Genomic DNA, 19,663 nt, shown 5'->3' with positions numbered 1-19,663 from the left:
CGGTGTCGGAACGCATGCTCAGTCGCGCAACGACTCCTCCCGCAGCCCGTCCGCCAGCAGGTTCAGCCCCAGCACGAGGCTGAGGAGCGCCAGCGCCGGCGCCACCGCCGGATGCAGGTAGATCGCGAGCAGCTTGCGCCCCTCGTTGATCGTGCTCCCCCAGTCCGGGCTTTCCGGCGACAGCCCCAGGCCGAAGAAGCCGAGCGTGCCGAGCAGGATCGTGGTGTAGCCGATCCTGAGGCAGAAATCGACGATCAGCGGCCCGCGGGCGTTCGGCAGGATCTCCCACAGCATTATGTACCAGGGCCCCTCGCCGCGGGTCTGGGCGGCGGCGACGTAGTCGCGGGTCTTGATGTCCATGGCGATGCCGCGAACGATCCGGAACACGGTGGGCGAGTTGACGAAGACCACCGCCACGAAGACCACCAGCAGGTTCGGCGGGAACGAGATGATGCCGAGCGGATCGGCGTTCCAGGCGATCCCGAGATAGAGCCAGAGCCCGATCACCAGCGTCAGCCCGAGATAGAGCGCGCGCTTGCCCGGCTGGGTGAAGTAGCGCGAGTTGAACAGGATCACGAGGAAGACGATCGGGAAGACGAACAGCACCGCGGCCATGTAGACGGGGATGCCCGTCGCCACGATCTCCGGCGTGACCAGCAGGTAGAACAGCAGTATCACCGGGAAGGCGAGGATCAGGTTGGCGAGGAAGGACAGGATCACGTCCAGCCGCTTGCCGTAATAGGCGGCCGGAAGGCCCAGGGTGATGCCGACCATGAAGGCGAAGAGGGTCGCGAAGGGGGCGATCTTGATCACCTCCCAGGCGCCCGCGACCATGCGCGAGAAGACGTCGCGCGCCAGGTTGTCGCCGCCGAGCAGGAAATAGGGATACTGGCCCTCGTCCGGGCTTCGCAGCGGCGTGCCGGGCGGTTCGTTCTTCATCCCCGGAATCTGGGCGAGGGGGTCGTGGGTCTCGACCAGGCCCATGGCGCCGAAGACGCCGGTGAAGACCCAGAACATGACCAGCGCGAAGCCGATCATCCCGATGGGGCTGTCGAAGAGCTTGCCGTAGAGGCCGAGGCGGCGCTTGAAGGCGAAGGAGAGGGCGAAGAGGACGGCAAGGGCGATCCAGACCGGCACCAGCTGGATCGCGAGCCGTGTCAGGATCTCGAGGGTGGAGAGCGGTTCCATGGTCAGAGACCCTCGCTGGCTGCTGGGGAGGTGGGGGGCGGCGAAGGCAGGGGGCAGAAGGCGCCCGGCCCGCCGTCATCCTCGGGCTTGACCCGAGGATCTGTCGGAGCGGGCGCACGCTCGCGCGACCGGGTGCGGGGGGGCGGAGATCCTCGGGTCAGGGGAAGGGTGGCAGGAGATCCTCGGGTCGGGCCCGAGGATGACGGCAAGCGGCCCGGGAACGCAGGCACGCGTTCCGACGGCACGTCGAGCGGGGAGGGCGGAACACCTTGCGCGGAGGGCGATGGGCGGGCGATGGAGAAGAGCGGGCTCATGCGACGGAGATCCGCGGGTTGAGGTAGACGTAGCCGATGTCGGAGATCAGCTGCGTGACCAGCACCACCAGCACCGAGACGACCGAGACGCCGAGCAGCAGCTCGATGTCGTTGTTCGACGCCGCCTGCACCAGCGTCCAGCCGAAGCCCTTGTAGTTGAACAGCGTCTCGACGATCACCACGCCGTTCAGCAGCCACGGGAACTGGAGCATGATGACCGTGAAGGGGGCGATCAGCGCGTTCCTCAGCGCGTGTTTCAGCACGATGTTGCGGAAGCTGACGCCCTTCAGGCGCGCGGTGCGGATGTATTGCGCGGTCATCACCTCGGCCATCGAGGCGCGGGTCATGCGGGCGATGTAGCCCATGCCGTAGAGCGCGATGGTCAGCACCGGCAGGAAGAAGTTCTCGAAGTTCGCATCGTCCATGGCCGAGGTCGCGGTGCCCTTGAACCATTTCAGCCCCACGGCGGAGGAGGCGAAGACGGCGATCAGGATGACCCCCGAGACGTATTCCGGCGTCGCGGTGGACAGGATCGACACGGTCGAGAGCGAGCGGTCGGTGCGCGAGCCCTCGCGCATCCCGGCCAGCACGCCGATGATGAGCGCCGAGGGCACCATCAGAACCATGACCCAGAACATCAGCTTCCCGGTCAGCCCAAGGCGCAGGCCGACGATGTCGAGCACGTCCTCCTTGAACACCGTGGAATAGCCCCAGTCGCCCTGGAGGACACCGCAGAAGGTCGGCACGTCCTCGCGCGTCATCCCCTGTTCGACGCAGCGCCCGGTGAGGGCACCGTCCGCCGTCTCGCGCGTCCAGCCCGGCACGACGCCGAGCCATTCGCCGTACTTCACGAACACGGGCCTGTCGTAGCCGCGGTTCTCCAGCCAGACCTGGACCTGTTCGTCGGTCATCCGCTGGTTGCCCTGGGTCTTCGCCAGCTTCTCGAGGTTGGGGTAGAGGTTGGTCATGAAGAAGACGATGAACGTCAGGCAGAGCGCCGTGACGAGCATCACCCCGAGCCGGCGCAGGATGAACAGTCCCATGTGTCAGTCCCTGTCTGGGAAGGCGGCGGGTTGGTCCCGCCGTCCTTATCGTTGCGGCCGCCCCCCGTCGGGGGAGCGGCGCCTGGTCCTTTGCCTCAGGAGGCGAGGCCGAACTTGTAGAGGTGGAACTCGTGCGAGGGGTGCTTCTCCGCCCCGACCACGTTGCCGTTGTGGTGGTTGTAGAGCGAGCGCCAGTAGGGCTGGATGATGACGCCCTCGTCGCGCATTATCTGCTCGAGCTTGCCGATGGTCTCGCGCCGGGTGTCGGCGTCGGCGATCGAGTTCGCCTGGTCCATCAGCTTGTCGAACTCCTCGTTGCTGAAGGCGGATTCGTTCCAGGCCTGGCCCGAGGTGTAGGCCAGCGTCAGGATCTGCACCTCGAGCGGACGGTGGTTCCACTGGGTGGCGCTGAACGGGTACTTCGTCCAGTCGTTCCAGAAGGTGGCGCCGGGCAGGATCGTGCGCTTGATGTTGATGCCCGCGTCGCGCAGCTGCGCGGCGATGGCGTCGCCCGTGTTCTTCTGCCAGTCGTCGTCGACGGTGATCAGTTCGTGCTCGAAATCACCCATCCCGGCGTCGTCCATCATCTTCTTCGCCGCCGCCGGGTCGAAGGGGGCGGGGCCGATGTCGGCATAGGCGGGGTGGATCGGGCAGACGTGGTGGTTGGCCGCCACGGTGCCGCGGCCCGAGTAGCCGAGTTCGAGGCAGACCTCGTTGTCCACGGCCATGGCCAGCGCCTTCCTGACCTCGGCCTTCTCGTAGGGCACCATGCCGTCGATCTCGGCCTTCTGGTTCGGGCGGATCACGAGGGTCGAGGCGGTCACGGCCTCGGTCTTGGTCCAGCCGATGGCGTCCATGATGTCGATGAAGTCGCCGACGGTTTCGTAGAACAGGTCGACTTCCTCGGATTCAGCAGCGGCGACCCAGGCCGAGGGGTCGGTGCCGTAGTCGATCATCTCGACCCGGTCGAGGTAGGGGCCGCCATAGACCTCGGTGCCCCACCAGGGCTGGTCGGCGCGCTCGATCACGCATTTCACGCCGACTTCCATCGAGACGGGCTTGAACGGGCCGGTGCCGATGATCTCCTCGAAGGGGCCGCCCTCGACGAAGTCCTTGTGAGTGACGGCGGCGGGATAGTCGGAGAAGTTGGCGATGATCGCGATGTCGGGAGAGGACAGGGTCAGCTTGACGGTCATCGGATCGGTGATCTCGATGGCGCCGTCGCGGGCCTTGCCGGTCTCGTCGTCGATCAGGCCGCCGAGGCGGGAGGCCATGGAGTTGGTTTCCGAGCTCTTGTCGGCCCAGAGGTTGATGACGCGGGCCACGTCCTCGGCGGTGAAGTCGTCGCCGTTGTGCCACTTGATGCCCGGGCGGACGTGCAGCACGTATTCGGTGGCGTCGTCGTTGACGTCCCAGGATTCCAGCAGCATCGGGCGGAAGGTGCCGTCGGCCTCGTATTCGACCAGGTACTCGAGGAAGCCGCGGGTCTCGTTGCCGAGCTCGCTCCAGTCGTAGGAGCGGGGATCCTTGAGCGCCTTGATGCTCATCTGGATCCTGAGCGTGCCGCCCTGCTGGGGCTCGGCCTGGGCGCGGGCGGGCGCGGCGAGGCCGAGCATCCCGTAGGCCGCGGTGGCCGACACGCCGAGGGCGGTGGAACGGATCAGGAAGTCGCGGCGGCTGAGCTTGCCCTCCGCAACCTCCTGCGCATACATCCTGGCGGCCGGATGGATCCGGCCGGGCATCGTTGAATCAGTCATCTCGCTCTCCCTGTGAGACCTTGTTTCTCTTGCCGACGGGCGCCCCGGCCCCATGGTTTTCCGCAAGGATCGCGGCGGGCTTCGCACGGGCGCGTCGGTACAATTGCGCACGCTCCGGGGGGGAAGGTCAACGCTTGGATTCGTCGCACCATGATCCAAAGGCGACATCGAGAGGTTTCAAAAGCGACGCTGCGCCTGCACATGCGGGATCCGGCGGTCGGCGGGAACCGGCCGACTGACCACGCGTCAACCGCGGCGGCCTAGCGGTCGCGCCGGAACGCCGAGGGCGTCTGGCCGGTCTGCTGCTGGAAGGCGCGGGTGAAATAGGCGGCCGAGCGGAAGCCGAGGCTCTGCGCCACATCCTTGATCGGCATCCGCGTCTCGCGCAGGAGCTTGCGCGCCTCGAAGTGCAGCCGGTCCTGGAGCAGGGCCGAGGCCGGTCGGCCGCAGGCGGCCTTGCAGGAGCGGGTGAGGTGGGTCGCGGTGACGCCGAGGGCGGCGGCATAGTCGGCGACGTTCCGGCCGGTGCGGAAGTCGCGTTCCAGGAGCGAGGTGAAGGCGGCCGCGAGGCGTTCGGCGGCGCGCTGGTCCGCGGGCTCCCCGGCCAGCATGGCGGGGTCGGCGTGGCGTTCCAGCCAGACGACCAGCAGCCCGGCGTGATGGCGCAGGGCGCGCTCCATCGCCTCCTCGCCGCGCTCGAGCTCGCGCTGGATGTTCTCGACCTGGAGCGACATCTCGGCCTGCTGCTGGACCTCGCGCAGGCGCAGGTGCAGCGGATCGGACGGCATCTCGAAGCCGATGTCGCGGGGAAAGTAGAGGGCCGAGCCCGAGACATGCCCGAGAACGTCGAAGCCGTGCATCGTGCCCGCGGGGATCAGGACGGCGTTGTGCGCCCCCCAGCCGCGGGTGGTGCCCGAGACGGTGATGCGGCCCTGGCCCCGGGTGAACCAGTAGAGGACGGGCGCGCCGTAGCTGCGCATCGCCTCGGTGTGCCAGCGGCCCCCCTGGGCCAGGCGTTGCAGCGGAACGAGCCGGAACCCCGCCTGGGCGGAGGCGGTGACGGGAAGGGCAGCGGTCATGGCGGATCAGACCTTCGGTGGCTTTGGACAGGACGAGCAGACTCGGCTGGCAGGCCGTACCGGAAAGGTCGGGGGATTCACCCTTCGGGTCAAATGGAATCTCGGGATGGGCGGAGCCGTGCTCAGGACGCGGGCAGATCGAGCCGGATCCAGTCCTTCATGCGGCTGCGGAACCAGGTCCGCTGGCGCTTGGCGTACTGGCGGGTCGCGATCACGGCGCGGTCGCGGGCGGTGGCCAGCGTGCACTCGCCCCTGAGGTGGGCGACGAGCTCGGGCGCGCCGATGGCCCTGGCACTGGGGCGGGTGGGATCCCAGCCGGGCAGGTTGGCGCGGACCTCGTCCAGCGCCCCGGCGGCGAGCATCGCGTCGAAGCGGGCGGCGATGCGGGGGCCAAGCGCCTCGCGGCCCGGATCGGCGACGAGGCAGAGCGCCGCCGCGGCGGGCAGGAGGGGCGGGCCGGTGTCGTCCTGCCAGGCGGCAAGGCCGCGGCCGGTGGTCTTCCGCACCTCCCAGGCGCGCTGCACCCGCATCGGGTTCTGCCGGTCGATGCGCGCGGCCGTCTCGGGGTCGATGTCGGCGAGCATCGCCCCGATCCCGCCAACGGCGCGCAGCCGTTCGGCCTCGGCGCGGATCTGGGGCGGGGTCGGGGGGATCTCGGCCAGCCCCTCGGTCAGGGCGGTGAAGTAGAGGCCGGTTCCCCCGACGATGATCGGGCGCGCCCCGGTCAGGAGCGGCGCCACCTCGCGCAGCCAGTGGCCGACGGAATAGGCGGCCTCGCCCGGGACGTGGCCGTAGAGGCGGTGGGGCGCGGCGGCCTCGTCCACGTCAGACGGGCGGGCGGTCAGGACGCGCCAGTTGGCGAAGACCTGGAGCGCGTCGGCGTTGACGATCACGCCGCCCTGCCGCCGGGCCAGCGCCAGGGCCAGCGCCGATTTGCCCGAGGCGGTAGGCCCCGCGATCAGCACCGGGCGGTCGGCGCCCGCGGCCCGTATCATCTCGTCCGGCGTCATCGGGCGGCGGCAACTCCCTTTGGCGCATTGAACCCGGGGGCGTTTTCCGACATTTATCGCCGCGACACAATCCAGGGACAGGCGGACCGAGATGACCGAGGCAAGCGACACCGCACCGGGCAGCACCTACAAGCGCGTGCTGCTGAAGATTTCCGGGGAGGCGCTGATGGGCGACACCGGCTTCGGGCTGCATCCGCCCACGGTGCAGCGGATCGCGAAGGAGGTTCAGTCGGTCCACGCCACGGGGGTCGAGATCTGCATGGTGATCGGCGGCGGCAACATCTTCCGCGGCCTTGCCGGGTCGGCCCAGGGGATGGAGCGGACCACGGCCGACTACATGGGGATGCTCGCCACGGTGATGAACGCGCTCGCCATGCAGTCGGCGCTGGAGGAACTCGGCGTCTTCACCCGCGTGATCTCGGCGATCCCGATGGACCAGGTGTGCGAGCCCTACATCCGCCGCCGCGCGGTGCGGCACCTCGAGAAGAAGCGCGTCTGCATCTTCGCCGCCGGCACGGGCAATCCGTACTTCACCACCGACACCGCGGCGACGCTGCGCGCGAACGAGATGGCCTGCCAGGCGATCTTCAAGGGCACCAAGGTGGACGGCGTCTATGACATGGACCCGGTGAAGCACCCCGAGGCGAAGCGGTACGACCGGATCTCGTACGACGACGTCCTGGCGAAGAACCTGAAGGTGATGGACGCCAGCGCCATCGCGCTGGCGCGGGACAACAAGCTGCCGATCATCGTCTTCTCGCTGGACGAGCCGGGCGGGTTCCTCGGGATCCTCGCGGGCAAGGGCACCTATACCATCGTCGACTGAGGCGTGCCGTCCCCGCGGGCGTTAAGTCAAAATTGACCCCGGGCGCCGATAAGGAGCCTCCGCAAGGAGGCCCTTCCCATGGCGACCGTCAACCTGATCTATCTCGGCATCTTCGCCTCGGCGGACACGTCCGAACTCAACTACACGAACGAGAACGACGCCGTCTTCGCGGGTACCTACGGGCAGGCCGCGCTGAAGATCGTCACCGCGTCCGTGACGACACCGCTGGGCGACGGTGTCGCCTATGACGACGACCTCACCCTGCTGCCGAGCACGGTCACATACGATGTCGGCGCCGGAACGGTGAGCAGCGTCCAGGACTCCTCCTCGTCCTACAAGGCGACGATCCTGCTGGGCGACGGCAGCACGCTGGTGACGGATGTCGTCGTGATCCAGCTGCGCAACGGCGCGACCTTCGTGACCGAGCTGAACACGGCGGTGCCCCTCGACAACCTGAAGATCCAGAGCATCACGCTCGGCGCCACGCCGGTGTCGGACAACGCGACGGGCTGGTTCGTCTCCGAAAGCGTCACCGGATCGGCCATCGTCTGCTTCGCCGAAGGCACCCGGATCGCGGCGCCCGGGGGCGCGCGGGCGGTGGAGGAGATCGGCCTCGGCGACATGGTGCTGACCCGCGACCGGGGGCCGCGGCCGGTGATCTGGCGGGGCGTCCAGTGCGTGCCCGGGTTCGGCGGGCACGCGCCCGTGGCAATCGCGGCCGGTGCGCTCGGGCCGGGGCGGCCTGCGCGGGACCTGGTCGTGTCGCCGCAGCACCGGATCCTCCTCGCCTCGCCCATCGTGGCGCGCATGTGCGGGGCGCCCGAGGTCTTCGTGCCCGCCCGGGCCCTGTGCGGGATGCCGGGGATCGCGCGCCGGCCCGTGGTCGCGGTGCGCTATCATCACCTCCTGCTGCCCGAACATGGCGTCCTGGAGGCCGAAGGCGCCGCGGCCGAAAGCCTGTTTCCCGGCCCCTGCGCCCTGGCCGCCGTGCCACCCGGCGAGCGGGCCGCGCTGGTCGCCGCCCTCGGCGCATGCGCCGCCGCCGAACCCGTGCCCTGCCGGCCCGTGCTGCGTGGCGGGCGGCGGGCAAGGCTTCTCGCGCGTCACCTGAAGAACCGCCGTCCGCTGTTCTGCGACCTCGACGAGGAAGCCGTGCCGTCCCGGGGCTGAGACCGGCGGACGGGGGGCGTCCGCTCGGGCCCCCGCCGGCGCAGAGCCTTCGGACGGTTGCGCGGTCGGGCGCTGCCGCGACAGCCCGTCGGCGGGCGGGTTGTGGCCTGCCGACCCTATCCATCGGCTGCCCGCAGCCGCGGCCTATACATCCGGCGAAGGTTGGGGCTATAAACCGCGCAGCTTGGCGGCCCGCGACGGCCGCGTGAAGGAACTGCGCCGAGGCAGGAGGCAAGAGTGGCTGACGACGAGATGGAACTGGATCTGGACGATCTGCAACGGCGGATGGACGGCGCGATGGAGGCGCTGCGGCACGAGTTCGCATCGCTCAGAACCGGGCGGGCCTCTGCCTCGATGGTCGAGCCGATCATGGTCGAGGCCTATGGCCAGCCGACGCCGATCAACCAGGTGGGCACGATCAACGTGCCCGAGCCGCGGATGGTGACCGTCACCGTCTGGGACAAGTCGCTGATGGGCAAGGTGGAAAAGGCGATTCGGGAATCGGGGCTGGGGATCAACCCGGTGATCGACGGCATGACGATCCGCCTGCCGATCCCCGAACTGAACGAGGAGCGGCGCATTCAGCTTACCAAGGTGGCCGGACAGCGGGCCGAGGATGCGCGCGTCGCGATCCGCAACGTCCGGCGCGACGGCATGGACCAGCTGAAGAAGCTGAAGGCCTCGGGCATGTCCGAGGACGACCACAAGGTCTGGAGCGCCGAGGTGCAGACCCTGACCGACGCGGCGATCGCCAGGATCGACGCCGCGCTGGCAAGCAAGCAGGAAGAGATCATGCAGGTCTGAGCCTGCCCGATCGCCCCCGGACACGACCTTTCAGGAGAGCCGATTTGAGCAGCCAACCCACGCCGCGGTCCGGCCCCCATCATGTGGCCGTCATCATGGACGGCAACGGACGCTGGGCGCAGTCCCGCGGCCAGCCGCGCCTGTTCGGCCACCACGCAGGGGTCCGGCGGGTGAAGGAGATCGTGCGCGCCTGTCCCGACCACGGGGTGAAGTACATGACCGTCTTCGCCTTCTCGACCGAGAACTGGAAGCGCACCCAGGCCGAGGTCTCGGGGCTGATGAAGCTGTTCCGCCGCTACATCCAGTCCGAGGCGCGGGACCTGCTGGCCGAAGGTGTGCGCGTGCGCTTCATCGGCGACCGCCTGAAGCTCGACGCCAAGCTGCGCCGGGTGATGGACGAGATCGAGCTGCTGACGAGCCGGAACGACCGGGTGCACCTGACCGTCGCGCTGAACTACGGCGGACGGGACGAGGTGGCGCGCGCGACGCAGCGGCTGGCGCGGGAAGTGGCGGCGGGCAACATCGACCCCGAGTCGGTGGACGAGACCACGCTGGCACGGTTCCTCGACACCTGTTTCCTGCCCGACCCCGACCTCGTGATCCGCACCAGCGGCGAGGCGCGGATCTCGAACTTCCTGCTGTGGCAGTCGGCCTATGCGGAGTACGAGTTCGTCGACACCCTCTGGCCGGACTTCACCACGGCCGAATTCGCGCGCGTGCTGGAAGGGTTCGGCACCCGCGAACGCCGTTTCGGCGCCGTGACCGCATGAGTGCCGCCAAGGGCCGATGGGACGACCTTGTTCCGCGTCTCCTGTCGGGAGGGGCGGTCGCGCTGATCGGGCTGGCCTGCGTCTGGTTCGGCGGCTTCCTGTTCCTTGCCATGACCGTCGCCGTGATCGCCGTCATGGTGTGGGAGCTGACGCGGATGCTGGACCCCGAGGCGCCGGCGCTGATCGTCGCCGGGGTGGCCGGGGCGGCGCTGCTGCTGGGCGAGGTCGTCGCGCCGGGCTTCGCGCTGCCGCTGCTGCTGGCGCCGTCCTTCGTCGGGTTCGGGCAGCTCTCGCAGCGCCGCGCGACCTTCGCGCTGTTCACGACGATGATCCTGCTTGCGGGCTTCGGCCTCCTGATCCTCAGGGGCGAATTCGGGTTCGTCTGGATGTCGTGGCTGGTCTGCGTCGTCGTCGTCACCGACATCTCGGGCTATTTCGCCGGGCGTTTCCTGGGCGGACCGCTGTTCTGGCCGCGGGTCAGCCCGAAGAAGACATGGTCCGGCACCGTCGCGGGCTGGGTCGGCGCGGGGATCGTCGGCGCAATCTTCGCCGTCTACATGGGCGCGGCGTGGCAGTTGATCGGCATCTCGATCTCGGTCTCCATGGCCAGCCAGCTGGGCGACATCGCCGAGAGCACGGTGAAGCGGCGGGTCGGGGTCAAGGACAGCTCGAACCTGCTGCCGGGCCACGGCGGGCTGTTCGACCGCTTCGACGGGATGCTGGGCGCCGCGGTGTTCCTGCTGCTGGTCGAACAGCTTGTGGATTTCCCGCCCGGGGTGCTCTGACATGGTGCGGCGGATTTCCGTCTTCGGCTCCACCGGCTCCATCGGCTGCAACACCCTCGACCTCGTGGACCGGGCGGCGGGGGAGTACCGCGTCGTCGCGCTGACCGGCGGGCGCAACGTGGCGCTCCTGGCCGAGCAGGCGCTGCGGCTGCGGGCCGAGGTGGCGGTGACGGCGCACGAGGACTGCCTGGACGAGTTGCGTGGCTTGCTGGCCGGGTCGGACGTCGAGGCTGCCGCGGGGACGGGGGCGATCGCCGAGGCGGCGCGCCGGCCGGTCGACTGGGCGATGTCGGCCATCGTGGGCGCGGCGGGCCTGCCGCCGGGGATCGCGGTGCTGGAGCAGGGCGCGACGCTGGCGCTGGCCAACAAGGAGTCGCTGGTGACGGCGGGGCCGCTGGTGCTGGCGACGGCGAAGGCCCATGGCGGCACGCTGCTGCCGGTCGACAGCGAACATTCCGCGGTGTTCCAGGCGCTGGTGGGCGAGGACATCTCGGCCGTCGAGCGGATCATCATCACCGCCTCGGGCGGCGCGTTCCGGGACTGGCCGCTGGAGAAGCTCGCGGGCGCGACCCTGGCCGAGGCCTCGTGCCATCCGAACTGGGCGATGGGGCAGCGCATCACCATCGACTCGGCCAGCCTGTTCAACAAGGCGCTGGAACTTATTGAGACGAAAGAATACTTCGGCATCGCGCCCGAGCGGATCGAGGCGCTGGTGCACCCCGAGTCGATGATTCACGCCATGGTCGGATTCAACGACGGCGCGCTGATGGCCCACGTCGGACCACCCGACATGCGCCACGCCATCGGCTTCGCGCTGCACTGGCCGGAACGCCGTGCGCTGCCGGTCGAGCGGCTGGACTTCGCGAAGCTCGGCCAGTTCACCTTCCGCGCCCCCGACGAGGCGCGCTATCCGGCGCTGAGGCTCGCACGCGAGGTGATGGCGGCGGGGGGGCTATCGGGCGCGGTGTTCAACGGCGCGAAGGAGCGCGCGCTCGACGGCTTCATCGCGGGCGAGATCGGGTTTCTCGACATGGCGGCTGTGGTGGAGGAGGTGTTGACGAAACTGTCAGCGGACAGCCTCATCAATGCCGATATTTCCCTTGATACCGTGGCCGCGACGGACCATCTGGCCCGTGTGGAAGCGGAACGGGCGATCCGCGCGCGCGTCTGAGGCGCGTGCGCCAACACCAAGAAAAGGCAGCAGGCACACATGGATTTCATCGGACTCATCCCGTCCTTCGGCAACTTCTTCTATTCCGTTGCCGCGTTCGTGGTGGCCCTGTCCGTGATCGTCGCCGTCCACGAATACGGCCATTACATCGTCGGCCGCTGGTCGGGGATCCACGCCGATGTCTTCTCGCTGGGCTTCGGGCCGGTGCTGTTCTCGCGCATCGACAGGCGGGGCACGCGCTGGCAGGTGGCCGCGCTGCCCTTCGGCGGCTACGTCAAGTTCGCGGGCGACGCCGATGCGTCGAGCGTCGCGGCCGCCCCGGTCGAGAGCCTGAGCGCGGAGGAGCGGCGGCGCACCATGGCGGGCGCGCCGCTCTGGGCGCGGGCCGCGACGGTTGCGGCGGGACCGGGGTTCAACTTCGTGTTCTCCATCCTCGTCTTCACCGTCGTGATGATGTTCCGCGGCGTGGCGAGCGAGCCTTTGACCGTGGCCGAGGTCGCACCGCTGCCCTATGCCGAGCAGCAGGTGCAGGCGGGCGACGTGCTTCTGGAGATCGACGGGCGGGCGACGCCGCCGCTGGAGGATCTCGAGAGTTTCATCAAGGATCTGCCGATGCAGGCCGAGATGCCCTATACCGTGCTGCGTGACGGAGCGGAGATGGTGGTGCAGGGTCCGCACCCCTATCCGCCGCTGGTCAACGGCGTGACGCTGCAATCCGCGGCGATGGATGCGGGACTCGAGGTCGGCGACGTGATCACGAAGGTGGACGGCGAACCGATCTTCGCCTTCGACCAGCTCCCGGCGAAGGTTGCCGCGGCGGGGGGCGGATCGCTGACGCTGGAAATCTGGCGTCCGGGTGCGGACGGGCAGGGCGAGACGCGGGAGGTGGTGCTGTCGCCCCGGCGCATGGACCTTCCTCGCGCCGAGGGCGGGTTCGAGACGCGCTGGCTGATCGGGATCTCGGGCGGGCTGTTCTTCACACCGCAGACCCAGACGCCCGGGCCCTTCGCCGCCATCGGCTCGGCCGCGGCGCAGACGCTCTACATCATGGAATCGAGCATCTCGGGCCTCTATCACATGGCGGTCGGCGCGATCAGCAGCTGCGGGCTGCAGGGGCCGATCGGCATCGCCCAGACCAGCGGCGCGGCGGCAAGCCAGGGGGGGCTGACCTTCGTCTGGTTCATCGCGGTGCTCTCGACGGCGGTCGGCCTCCTGAACCTGTTCCCGATCCCGGTGCTGGACGGCGGCCACCTGGTGTTCCACGCCTTCGAGGCGGTGACGGGCCGGCCGCCGAGCGACGGCGCGCTCCGGGTGCTGATGTTCATCGGCATCGCGCTGCTTGGCTCGCTGATGGTCTTCGCGCTGACGAACGACCTGTTCTGCCCGTGATTTTCGCGCCGCGGCGGCGCGGATGCCAAACTTGGGCCATATTCGGGGACTAGCGTTCCGGCAGGATATTCACGTTCTGTCACCGCGAAAGGGACGCCATGCAACATCTCGAAGCCGGAGCGCGCAGCATCTCCCTTCTGATCGACCTGAACTTCGACCGCCTGGTGTTCGTCGGCACGCTGATCGTGGCGCTGATGGCGGGCGCCTATATGGGGTCGCACTGAGCCTGGCCCCCCCAAGTGTTGCAGGTGGAGGCCCGTCCGGCATTTGTTGCCGGGCGGGCCTTCTGCATTTTGACAAGGCGGAACAATACCGATACTCAGATTCCAAAGGGACATTAATTCGGAACGGGGCATATGGGCACTTTGGGCGGGGGCATCTGGCGCCGTGGGCGGACCGCAGCGACGGCCGGTGCGGTCGGGTTCATCTTTCTTCTTTCCTTCCTCGGTTTCACGGCAGCGCTCGCGCCCGAGGCGCAGGCGCAGTCCTACCGCTTCAACACCGTGCAGGTGGAAGGCAACCAGCGGGTCGAACCGGCGACGATCATCAGCTACGCCGGGATCGGACGGGGCGACGCGGTATCGGCGGCGGGGCTGAACGACGCCTACCAGCGGATCGTCAATTCCGGCCTCTTCGAAACGGTCGAGATCGTGCCCCAGGGCGGCACCCTCGTGATCCGGGTCCAGGAATATCCGACGATCAGCCGCATCAACATCGAGGGCAACCGCCGGATCAAGGACGAGGAACTGCTGAAGGTCGTCACCTCGACCGCGCGCCGGGTCTACAATCCGACCCAGGCCGAGCAGGACGCCGCCGCCATCGCCGAGCTCTACCAGCAGCGCGGCCGGCTGGCCGCCAGCGTGACGCCGAAGATCATCCGCCGCTCCGAGAACCGGGTGGACCTGGTGTTCGAGGTGGCCGAGGGCCGCGTGACCGAGACTCAGCGCGTGTCCTTCGTGGGCAACCGCACCTATTCCGACGGGCGGCTGCGGCGCGTGCTGTCGTCGAAGCAGGCGGGCTTCCTGCGCGCCATCGTGCAATCCGACACCTTCATCGCCGACCGGCTGGAGCTGGACAAGCAGCTGCTGCGCGACTTCTACACCTCGCGCGGCTTCGTCGACTTCAAGATACTGAGCGTCAACAGCGAGTTCGCGCGCGACCGCAACGGCTTCTTCGTGACCTTCAACGTGCAGGAAGGCCAGCCCTACAAGTTCGGCCAGATCACCGCCTCAACCGAGGTGCCGGGGCTGGACGCGCAGGAGTACCTGGCGGTGGCCAAGGTGCGCCCCGGCCAGACCTATTCGCCGGTGGCGCTGGAGCGCGACATCCAGCGGATGGAGACGCTGGCGCTGCAGCGGGGGCTGAACTTCATCCGGGTCGATCCGCGAGTGACGCGCGACGACCGCAACCTGCTTCTGAACATCGACTACACGCTGGTGCGCGGGCCGCGGATCTTCGTCGAGCGGATCGACATCGAGGGCAACCAGACCACGCTCGACCGCGTCATCCGGCGCCAGTTCAAGACGGTGGAGGGCGATCCCTTCAACCCGCGCGAGATCCGCGCGAGCGCCGAACGGATCCGCGCGCTCGGCTACTTCTCGAACGCCGAGGTCGAGTCGCGCCAGGGGTCGGCCGAGGACCAGGTGATTATCGACGTCAACGTGGACGAGCAGCCCACCGGCAGCCTGACCTTCGGCGCGGCCTACAGCGGCGACAGCGGCATCGGCGGCACCATCGGCTTTTCCGAGAAGAACTTCCTCGGTCGCGGCCAGACGCTGAACCTCGACATCGCGACGGCGACGGACACCGCAAGCTCGCAGATCGAGTTCATCGAGCCGGCCTTCCTGGGCCGCGACCTCCAGTTCTCGTTCTCCGCCTTCTACTCGCAGTCGAACTACGCCAACTCGTTCTACGACACGCGGATCGTCGGATTCCGCACGGGGTTCGAGTTCCCGGTTTCCGAGAACGGGCGGCTCGGCGTGCGCTACGGCTTCTCCAAGGACACGATCAAGAACGTCTCGACCGACAGTTCGCCGATCCTCCAGAACGAGGCGGGGGCGCTGTTCACCAGCCAGGCGGGCTATCCCTACAGCTTCGACACCCGCCGCACCGGGCTGAACCCCAACGCCGGCATCCTGCTGCGCTTCAGCCAGGACTTCGCCGGGCTTGGCGGCGACACGCAGTATATCAAGACCACCGCGCTGGCGAGCGCGCAGACCAAGGTGCTGAACGAGGAAGTCACGCTGCGCGCCACGGTCGAGGGCGGATCGGTCAATTCCTTCGGCAACACCACCACCCGCCTGACCGACCGCTTCTTCCTGTCCACCAACAAGCTGCGCGGCTTCGCGGTGAACGGCGTCGGGCCGCGCGACACCCGGGCGGTGAACGAGGACGCGCTTGGCGGCAACATGTACGCCGTCGCCCGGCTCGAGGCCGAGTTCCCGCTGGGGATCCCGGAGGAATACGGGATCTCGGGCGGCGTGTTCTTCGATGCCGGCACCGTCTGGGGGCTCGACAAGAAAATCGGCGCGGGCGGCTTCGCCATCGACGACAGCGCGCACCTGAGGAGCTCGATCGGTGTCTCGGTGTTCTGGAACACGCCGATCGGCCCGCTGCGCTTCAACTTCGCCAAGGCGCTGGTGAAGGAGGACTACGACGAGACCCAGGTGTTCAACCTGACCATCTCGACCCAGTTCTAGGATGGCGGGGGGTCGCGCCGCCTGTCGCGCCCTCGCGCTGACGCTGGCCTGTGCCGCGGCCCCCGTCGCGGCTCAGCAGGGGGGCGCCCCGGCGACGGGCCCCGCCCCCGAGACCGCTCCGGCCCAGGGCCAGACCCCTCCGCAGATGCCCTTCCTGATCGTCGACCAGGATGCGCTGTTCCTGCGGTCGGCCTTCGGGCAGCGCATCCGCGCCGACGTGGCGGCCCGGATGGACGCGCTGGCCGCGGAAAACCGCCGGATCGAGTCCGAGCTGGTGGCCGAGGAGCAGGATCTCACGAAGCGGCGCGAGACCATGCCCGCGGACCAGTTCCGCAAGCTTGCCGATGCCTTCGACCGCAAGGTGACCGCGACCCGCAGCGCGCAGGACGCCAAGTCGCTGGCGATCGAGCGCGCGGGCGAGGAGGCGCAGCAGGCGTTCTTCGGACAGGCCGGCCGGATCCTGAGCGCGCTGATGCGCGAGCGTGGTGCGGTGGCGATCCTCGACGGGCGCACGGTGCTGCTGGCGACCGACGCGGTGGACGTGACCGCCGCCGCCGTCGCCCGCATCGACGCGGAGCTTGGCGAGGGGCAGGGCCTGGCGGTGACCGACGGCGCCGGGGGGGCGGCGCCGCAGGACAGCGCTCCGCAACCCGACGGGCCGCAGGACGGAAGTGTGCCGGCGCCGGACCCCGCTCCCGCGGCCGGCTCCGACGGGGGCGAGGCGCCGAAGCCCTGAGCACGGGGCGGCTCGTCTTGCGGCGGCGGGACGGGCGCGCTAGTCAGGGGCGAGAGTTGAGGATCCGACCATATGCCAGACCTGCAAAGCGCCGACATCGACCTGATCCAGAAGATCCTGCCGCACCGTTACCCCTTCCTGCTCGTTGACCGGGTGAAGGACATCGACGGGTCGGCAAGCTGCGTCGGCCTGAAGGCCGTCACCTTCAACGAGCCGCAGTTCCAGGGCCATTTCCCGGGCGTGCCGATCATGCCGGGCGTGATGATCATCGAGGCGATGGCCCAGACCTCGGCCGTGATGGTGGGCCTTGCGCTGGACCTGATCGGCAAGGGCGCGCTGGTCTATTTCATGTCGGTGGACTCGTGCAAGTTCCGCCGCAAGGTGGTGCCGGGCGACATGCTGGAGCTGCACATCACCACGAAGCGCGGCGGCGGCAAGGTGTGGAAGTTCCATGGCCGCGCGACGGTCGAGGGCCAGCTTGCCTGCGAGGCCGAGTTCGCCGCAATGATCGACGTGCCGAAGTGAGGAGAAAGCCGTGAGCGGGATCCACCAGACCGCCCGCATCCACCCCTCGGCAGTCGTCGAGGACGGGGCGGTGATCGGGGCGGAGGCCGAGATCGGGCCGTTCTGCCACGTCGGACCGAAGGTGCGGCTTGGCGCCGGGGTGCGGCTGAAGTCACACGTCGTGGTGACGGGGCGCACCAGCATCGGCGAGCAGACCGAGATCTTCTCCTTCGCGGTGATCGGCGAGATTCCGCAGGACCTCAAGTTCGGCGGCGAGGAGACGGAGCTGCTCATCGGCGCCCGCTGCCGCATCCGCGAGCACGTGACGATGAACACCGGCACCGCCCAGGGCGGCGGCGTCACACGGGTGGGCGACGACGGGCTCTACATGGCGGGCTGCCATGTCGCGCACGATTGCCAGGTGGGCAACCGGGTCATCATGGTGAACAACTCGGGCCTCGCCGGGCACTGCGTGCTGGAGGACGACGTGATCGTCGGCGGTCTCTCGGGGATCCACCAGTGGGTCCGGATCGGCCGCGGCGCGATCATCGGCGGCTGCACCAAGGTAAACCACGACGTGATCCCCCATGCCCTCGTGCAGGGGCCCGGGGGCGCGCTGGAGGGGCTGAACCTGGTCGGGCTGAAGCGCAAGGGCGTGAGCCGCGAGGACATCACCGCGCTGCGCGCCGCGCTCCAGATGTTGCGCCAGGGCGAGGGGACGTTCCAGGAGCGCACCCGCCGCCTCGGCGAGGAAACGAAAAGCGATTACGTCCGCGCCATCGTCGACTTCGTGCTGGCCGACAGCGACCGCGGCTACCTGACCCCGTCATGACCCTGGCGCTGGCGGCAGGCTGGGGACGGCTGCCCGGGCTCGTCCTTCAGGCGCTGGAAGCGCGGGGCGAGCAAGTGCAGCTGTGGGAAATGGAAGGTTTTCCCATGGACGACGCCGGGGGGCGCGAGGTGCGCCGCTACCGGCTGGAGACCCTCGGCAGCTTCATCGCCACGCTGAAGGAGACGGGCGTGACCCGGATCTGCTTCGCCGGCGCGGTGACGCGGCCCCGGGTCGATCCGGCGAAGATCGACGCCGCGACCTGGCCCCTGGTGCCGCGCATCCAGGCGGCGCTGGCCAAGGGAGACGACGGCAGCCTGCGCGTGGCGCTCGCCTTCTTCGAGGAGGCGGGGCTGAAGGTCGTAGGCGTGCAGGACCTGGTGCCCGAACTGGTGCCCGCCGCAGGCGCGCCGACCCGCGCCCAGCCCGACGAGCAGGCGAAGAAGGACGCGCGGCGCGGCCAGTCCATCGTCGCGGCGCTCGGCGCGGCGGATGTCGGGCAGGCCTGCGTGGTATCGCGCGGGCAGGCCCTGGCGATCGAGGCGATGCCGGGCACCGCCTGGATGCTGGCGAGCGTGGCCGCCGCGCGGGACGGCATTCCCGCCCGTGGCCTGGTGCGCGGCGAGGGGACCGATGCCATGTCCCCGGTCATGGAACAGGCGGTGACCTTCCTCGCCGGAGAGGCGGCGCAGGGGCCGCTTCATCTCGACGGGCTGCCCGGGGGCGGGCTTCTGTTCAAGGCGCCGAAGCCCGGACAGGATCGCCGGGTGGACCTGCCGACCATCGGCCCCGACACGGTGCGCCAGGCCGCGGCGGCGGGGCTTGCCGGGATCGTGGTCGAGGCGGGGGGCGTGCTGGTGCTGGATGCGCCGGAGGTGATTTCGGCCGCCGACGATCTGGGCCTGTTCCTGTGGCTGCGGGAGCCCGAATGAGGGTCTTCCTCATCGCCGGGGAGCCCTCGGGAGACCGGCTGGGCGCGGCGCTGATGGCGGGGCTGAAGGGGCTTGCTGACAACGTGACCTTCGAGGGCGTCGGCGGGCCGCTGATGGCGGAGCAGGGGCTGGCGAGCCTGTTTCCCATGGACGAGCTGTCGGTGATGGGCGTCGCCGAGATCCTGCCGAAATACTTCGACCTGCGCCGCCGCCTGCTCCAGACGGTCGAGGCGGTGCTGGCGGCGCGGCCCGACGTGCTGGTGACGATCGACTCGCCGGATTTCTGCCTGCGCGTCGCCGCGCGGGTGCGTGCGCGGGCGCGGGTGCGCACGGTGCACTACGTCGCGCCCTCGGTCTGGGCCTGGCGGCCGGGCCGCGCCGCGAAGATGGCGCCCCACGTCGACCAGGTGCTGGCGCTGCTGCCCTTCGAGCCGCCCTACATGGAAGCGGCCGGAATGCGTTGCGATTTCGTCGGCCACCCGGTGGTCAGCGAACCGGTGGCGGGCGCCGCCGACGTGGCCGCGTTCCGCGCGTCCGAGGGGCTGGGCGAGGCGCCGGTCCTGCTGGTGCTGCCGGGCTCGCGCAACAGCGAGGTGCAGCGGATGCTGCCGGTCTTCGGCGCGGCGGTGGCGCGTGTGCTGGCGGCGCGCCCCGACC

19 protein-coding genes are annotated in these 19,663 nt (G+C 69.2%); 14 read left to right on the top strand and 5 right to left on the bottom strand.

The genetic code is table 11. The annotated features are described in order from the left end of the window. Nucleotides 1-18: 18 nt before the first annotated feature. The 5 genes from A7B20_RS08390 to miaA form a co-directional block, all read right to left on the bottom strand. A complete protein-coding gene (locus A7B20_RS08390; protein WP_102108121.1) occupies nt 19-1,188 on the bottom strand; it encodes an ABC transporter permease in 1,170 nt (389 codons plus the stop codon). Between the two features lie 310 nt (nt 1,189-1,498). Continuing rightward, nucleotides 1,499-2,545 (bottom strand): ABC transporter permease, encoded by a 1,047-nt coding sequence (locus A7B20_RS08385; RefSeq protein WP_102108120.1) that lies wholly within the window; start codon nt 2,543-2,545, stop codon nt 1,499-1,501. A gap of 95 nt (nt 2,546-2,640) precedes the next feature. Further along, nucleotides 2,641-4,302, bottom strand: a complete 1,662-nt coding sequence (locus A7B20_RS08380; protein ID WP_102108119.1) for an ABC transporter substrate-binding protein — start codon at nt 4,300-4,302, stop codon at nt 2,641-2,643. Nucleotides 4,303-4,562: 260 nt separating this feature from the next. Further along, nucleotides 4,563-5,381, bottom strand: a complete 819-nt coding sequence (locus A7B20_RS08375; RefSeq protein WP_102108118.1) for an AraC family transcriptional regulator — start codon at nt 5,379-5,381, stop codon at nt 4,563-4,565. A 122-nt stretch (nt 5,382-5,503) separates the two neighbouring features. Then, nucleotides 5,504-6,391, bottom strand: coding sequence for a tRNA (adenosine(37)-N6)-dimethylallyltransferase MiaA (miaA, locus tag A7B20_RS08370; RefSeq protein WP_172960979.1), 888 nt, complete (start codon nt 6,389-6,391; stop codon nt 5,504-5,506). A gap of 91 nt (nt 6,392-6,482) precedes the next feature. Between miaA and pyrH the strand changes: the two genes are divergently transcribed. From pyrH to A7B20_RS08305, 14 genes are all read left to right on the top strand, one after another. Next, nucleotides 6,483-7,217, top strand: a complete 735-nt coding sequence (pyrH, locus tag A7B20_RS08365) for a UMP kinase (RefSeq protein WP_102108117.1) — start codon at nt 6,483-6,485, stop codon at nt 7,215-7,217. A gap of 78 nt (nt 7,218-7,295) precedes the next feature. Then, nucleotides 7,296-8,387, top strand: a complete 1,092-nt coding sequence (locus tag A7B20_RS08360) for a Hint domain-containing protein (protein WP_102108116.1) — start codon at nt 7,296-7,298, stop codon at nt 8,385-8,387. Between the two features lie 252 nt (nt 8,388-8,639). After that, nucleotides 8,640-9,191, top strand: coding sequence for a ribosome recycling factor (gene frr, locus A7B20_RS08355; protein ID WP_102108115.1), 552 nt, complete (start codon nt 8,640-8,642; stop codon nt 9,189-9,191). 44 nt (nt 9,192-9,235) lie between these two features. Next, complete coding sequence (gene uppS / locus A7B20_RS08350) at nt 9,236-9,961, top strand: polyprenyl diphosphate synthase (protein ID WP_281260096.1); 726 nt, start codon at nt 9,236-9,238, stop codon at nt 9,959-9,961. After that, a complete protein-coding gene (locus A7B20_RS08345) occupies nt 9,958-10,746 on the top strand; it encodes a phosphatidate cytidylyltransferase (protein WP_102108113.1) in 789 nt (262 codons plus the stop codon). Before uppS ends, A7B20_RS08345 begins: the two co-directional genes overlap by 4 nt. A gap of 4 nt (nt 10,747-10,750) precedes the next feature. Beyond that, nucleotides 10,751-11,917, top strand: a complete 1,167-nt coding sequence (dxr, locus tag A7B20_RS08340) for a 1-deoxy-D-xylulose-5-phosphate reductoisomerase (RefSeq protein ID WP_102108204.1) — start codon at nt 10,751-10,753, stop codon at nt 11,915-11,917. A gap of 39 nt (nt 11,918-11,956) precedes the next feature. Continuing rightward, complete coding sequence (gene rseP, locus A7B20_RS08335; RefSeq protein WP_102108112.1) at nt 11,957-13,306, top strand: RIP metalloprotease RseP; 1,350 nt, start codon at nt 11,957-11,959, stop codon at nt 13,304-13,306. Nucleotides 13,307-13,404: 98 nt separating this feature from the next. Next, nucleotides 13,405-13,530: a hypothetical protein gene (locus tag A7B20_RS21700; RefSeq protein WP_281260095.1), complete on the top strand. Its 126-nt coding sequence runs from the start codon at nt 13,405-13,407 to the stop codon at nt 13,528-13,530. Nucleotides 13,531-13,662: 132 nt separating this feature from the next. Next, on the top strand, nt 13,663-16,005 hold the full coding sequence (gene bamA, locus A7B20_RS08330) for an outer membrane protein assembly factor BamA (RefSeq protein ID WP_102108111.1): 2,343 nt from the start codon (nt 13,663-13,665) through the stop codon (nt 16,003-16,005). Between the two features lies 1 nt (nt 16,006). Beyond that, nucleotides 16,007-16,741 carry an OmpH/Skp family outer membrane protein gene (locus tag A7B20_RS08325; RefSeq protein ID WP_102108110.1) on the top strand — a complete coding sequence of 245 codons (735 nt, stop codon included), beginning with the start codon at nt 16,007-16,009 and terminating at the stop codon, nt 16,739-16,741. Between the two features lie 72 nt (nt 16,742-16,813). After that, a complete protein-coding gene (gene fabZ / locus A7B20_RS08320; protein WP_102108109.1) occupies nt 16,814-17,266 on the top strand; it encodes a 3-hydroxyacyl-ACP dehydratase FabZ in 453 nt (150 codons plus the stop codon). A gap of 10 nt (nt 17,267-17,276) precedes the next feature. Next, a complete protein-coding gene (lpxA, locus tag A7B20_RS08315) occupies nt 17,277-18,077 on the top strand; it encodes an acyl-ACP--UDP-N-acetylglucosamine O-acyltransferase (RefSeq protein WP_245866724.1) in 801 nt (266 codons plus the stop codon). Then, nucleotides 18,074-19,006 carry an LpxI family protein gene (locus tag A7B20_RS08310; RefSeq protein WP_157937632.1) on the top strand — a complete coding sequence of 311 codons (933 nt, stop codon included), beginning with the start codon at nt 18,074-18,076 and terminating at the stop codon, nt 19,004-19,006. The genes lpxA and A7B20_RS08310 overlap by 4 nt, the downstream gene beginning before the upstream one ends. Then, nucleotides 19,003-19,663 (top strand): lipid-A-disaccharide synthase (locus A7B20_RS08305; RefSeq protein ID WP_425437135.1); only part of this gene is annotated, 661 nt, incomplete at its 3' end. The genes A7B20_RS08310 and A7B20_RS08305, both read left to right, overlap by 4 nt.

It is taken from the genome of Oceaniglobus roseus, assembly GCF_002869745.1.
Classification (GTDB): Bacteria; Pseudomonadota; Alphaproteobacteria; order Rhodobacterales; family Rhodobacteraceae; genus Oceaniglobus; species Oceaniglobus roseus.
The sequence above is the reverse complement of the archived record's forward strand: the minus strand, read 5'-3'. Positions and strand labels throughout refer to the sequence as shown.

What these genes read in the sequence shown, in the direction of transcription:
- A7B20_RS08390 (WP_102108121.1), bottom strand. Translation starts at nt 1,188, where the DNA reads ATGGAACCGCTCTCCACCCTCGAGATCCTGACACGGCTCGCGATCCAG.
- A7B20_RS08385 (WP_102108120.1), bottom strand. Translation starts at nt 2,545, where the DNA reads ATGGGACTGTTCATCCTGCGCCGGCTCGGGGTGATGCTCGTCACGGCG.
- A7B20_RS08380 (WP_102108119.1), bottom strand. Translation starts at nt 4,302, where the DNA reads ATGACTGATTCAACGATGCCCGGCCGGATCCATCCGGCCGCCAGGATG.
- A7B20_RS08375 (WP_102108118.1), bottom strand. Translation starts at nt 5,381, where the DNA reads ATGACCGCTGCCCTTCCCGTCACCGCCTCCGCCCAGGCGGGGTTCCGG.
- miaA (WP_172960979.1), bottom strand. Translation starts at nt 6,391, where the DNA reads ATGACGCCGGACGAGATGATACGGGCCGCGGGCGCCGACCGCCCGGTG.
- pyrH (WP_102108117.1), top strand. Translation starts at nt 6,483, where the DNA reads ATGACCGAGGCAAGCGACACCGCACCGGGCAGCACCTACAAGCGCGTG.
- A7B20_RS08360 (WP_102108116.1), top strand. Translation starts at nt 7,296, where the DNA reads ATGGCGACCGTCAACCTGATCTATCTCGGCATCTTCGCCTCGGCGGAC.
- frr (WP_102108115.1), top strand. Translation starts at nt 8,640, where the DNA reads ATGGAACTGGATCTGGACGATCTGCAACGGCGGATGGACGGCGCGATG.
- A7B20_RS08345 (WP_102108113.1), top strand. Translation starts at nt 9,958, where the DNA reads ATGAGTGCCGCCAAGGGCCGATGGGACGACCTTGTTCCGCGTCTCCTG.
- rseP (WP_102108112.1), top strand. Translation starts at nt 11,957, where the DNA reads ATGGATTTCATCGGACTCATCCCGTCCTTCGGCAACTTCTTCTATTCC.
- A7B20_RS21700 (WP_281260095.1), top strand. Translation starts at nt 13,405, where the DNA reads ATGCAACATCTCGAAGCCGGAGCGCGCAGCATCTCCCTTCTGATCGAC.
- bamA (WP_102108111.1), top strand. Translation starts at nt 13,663, where the DNA reads ATGGGCACTTTGGGCGGGGGCATCTGGCGCCGTGGGCGGACCGCAGCG.
- A7B20_RS08325 (WP_102108110.1), top strand. Translation starts at nt 16,007, where the DNA reads ATGGCGGGGGGTCGCGCCGCCTGTCGCGCCCTCGCGCTGACGCTGGCC.
- fabZ (WP_102108109.1), top strand. Translation starts at nt 16,814, where the DNA reads ATGCCAGACCTGCAAAGCGCCGACATCGACCTGATCCAGAAGATCCTG.
- A7B20_RS08310 (WP_157937632.1), top strand. Translation starts at nt 18,074, where the DNA reads ATGACCCTGGCGCTGGCGGCAGGCTGGGGACGGCTGCCCGGGCTCGTC.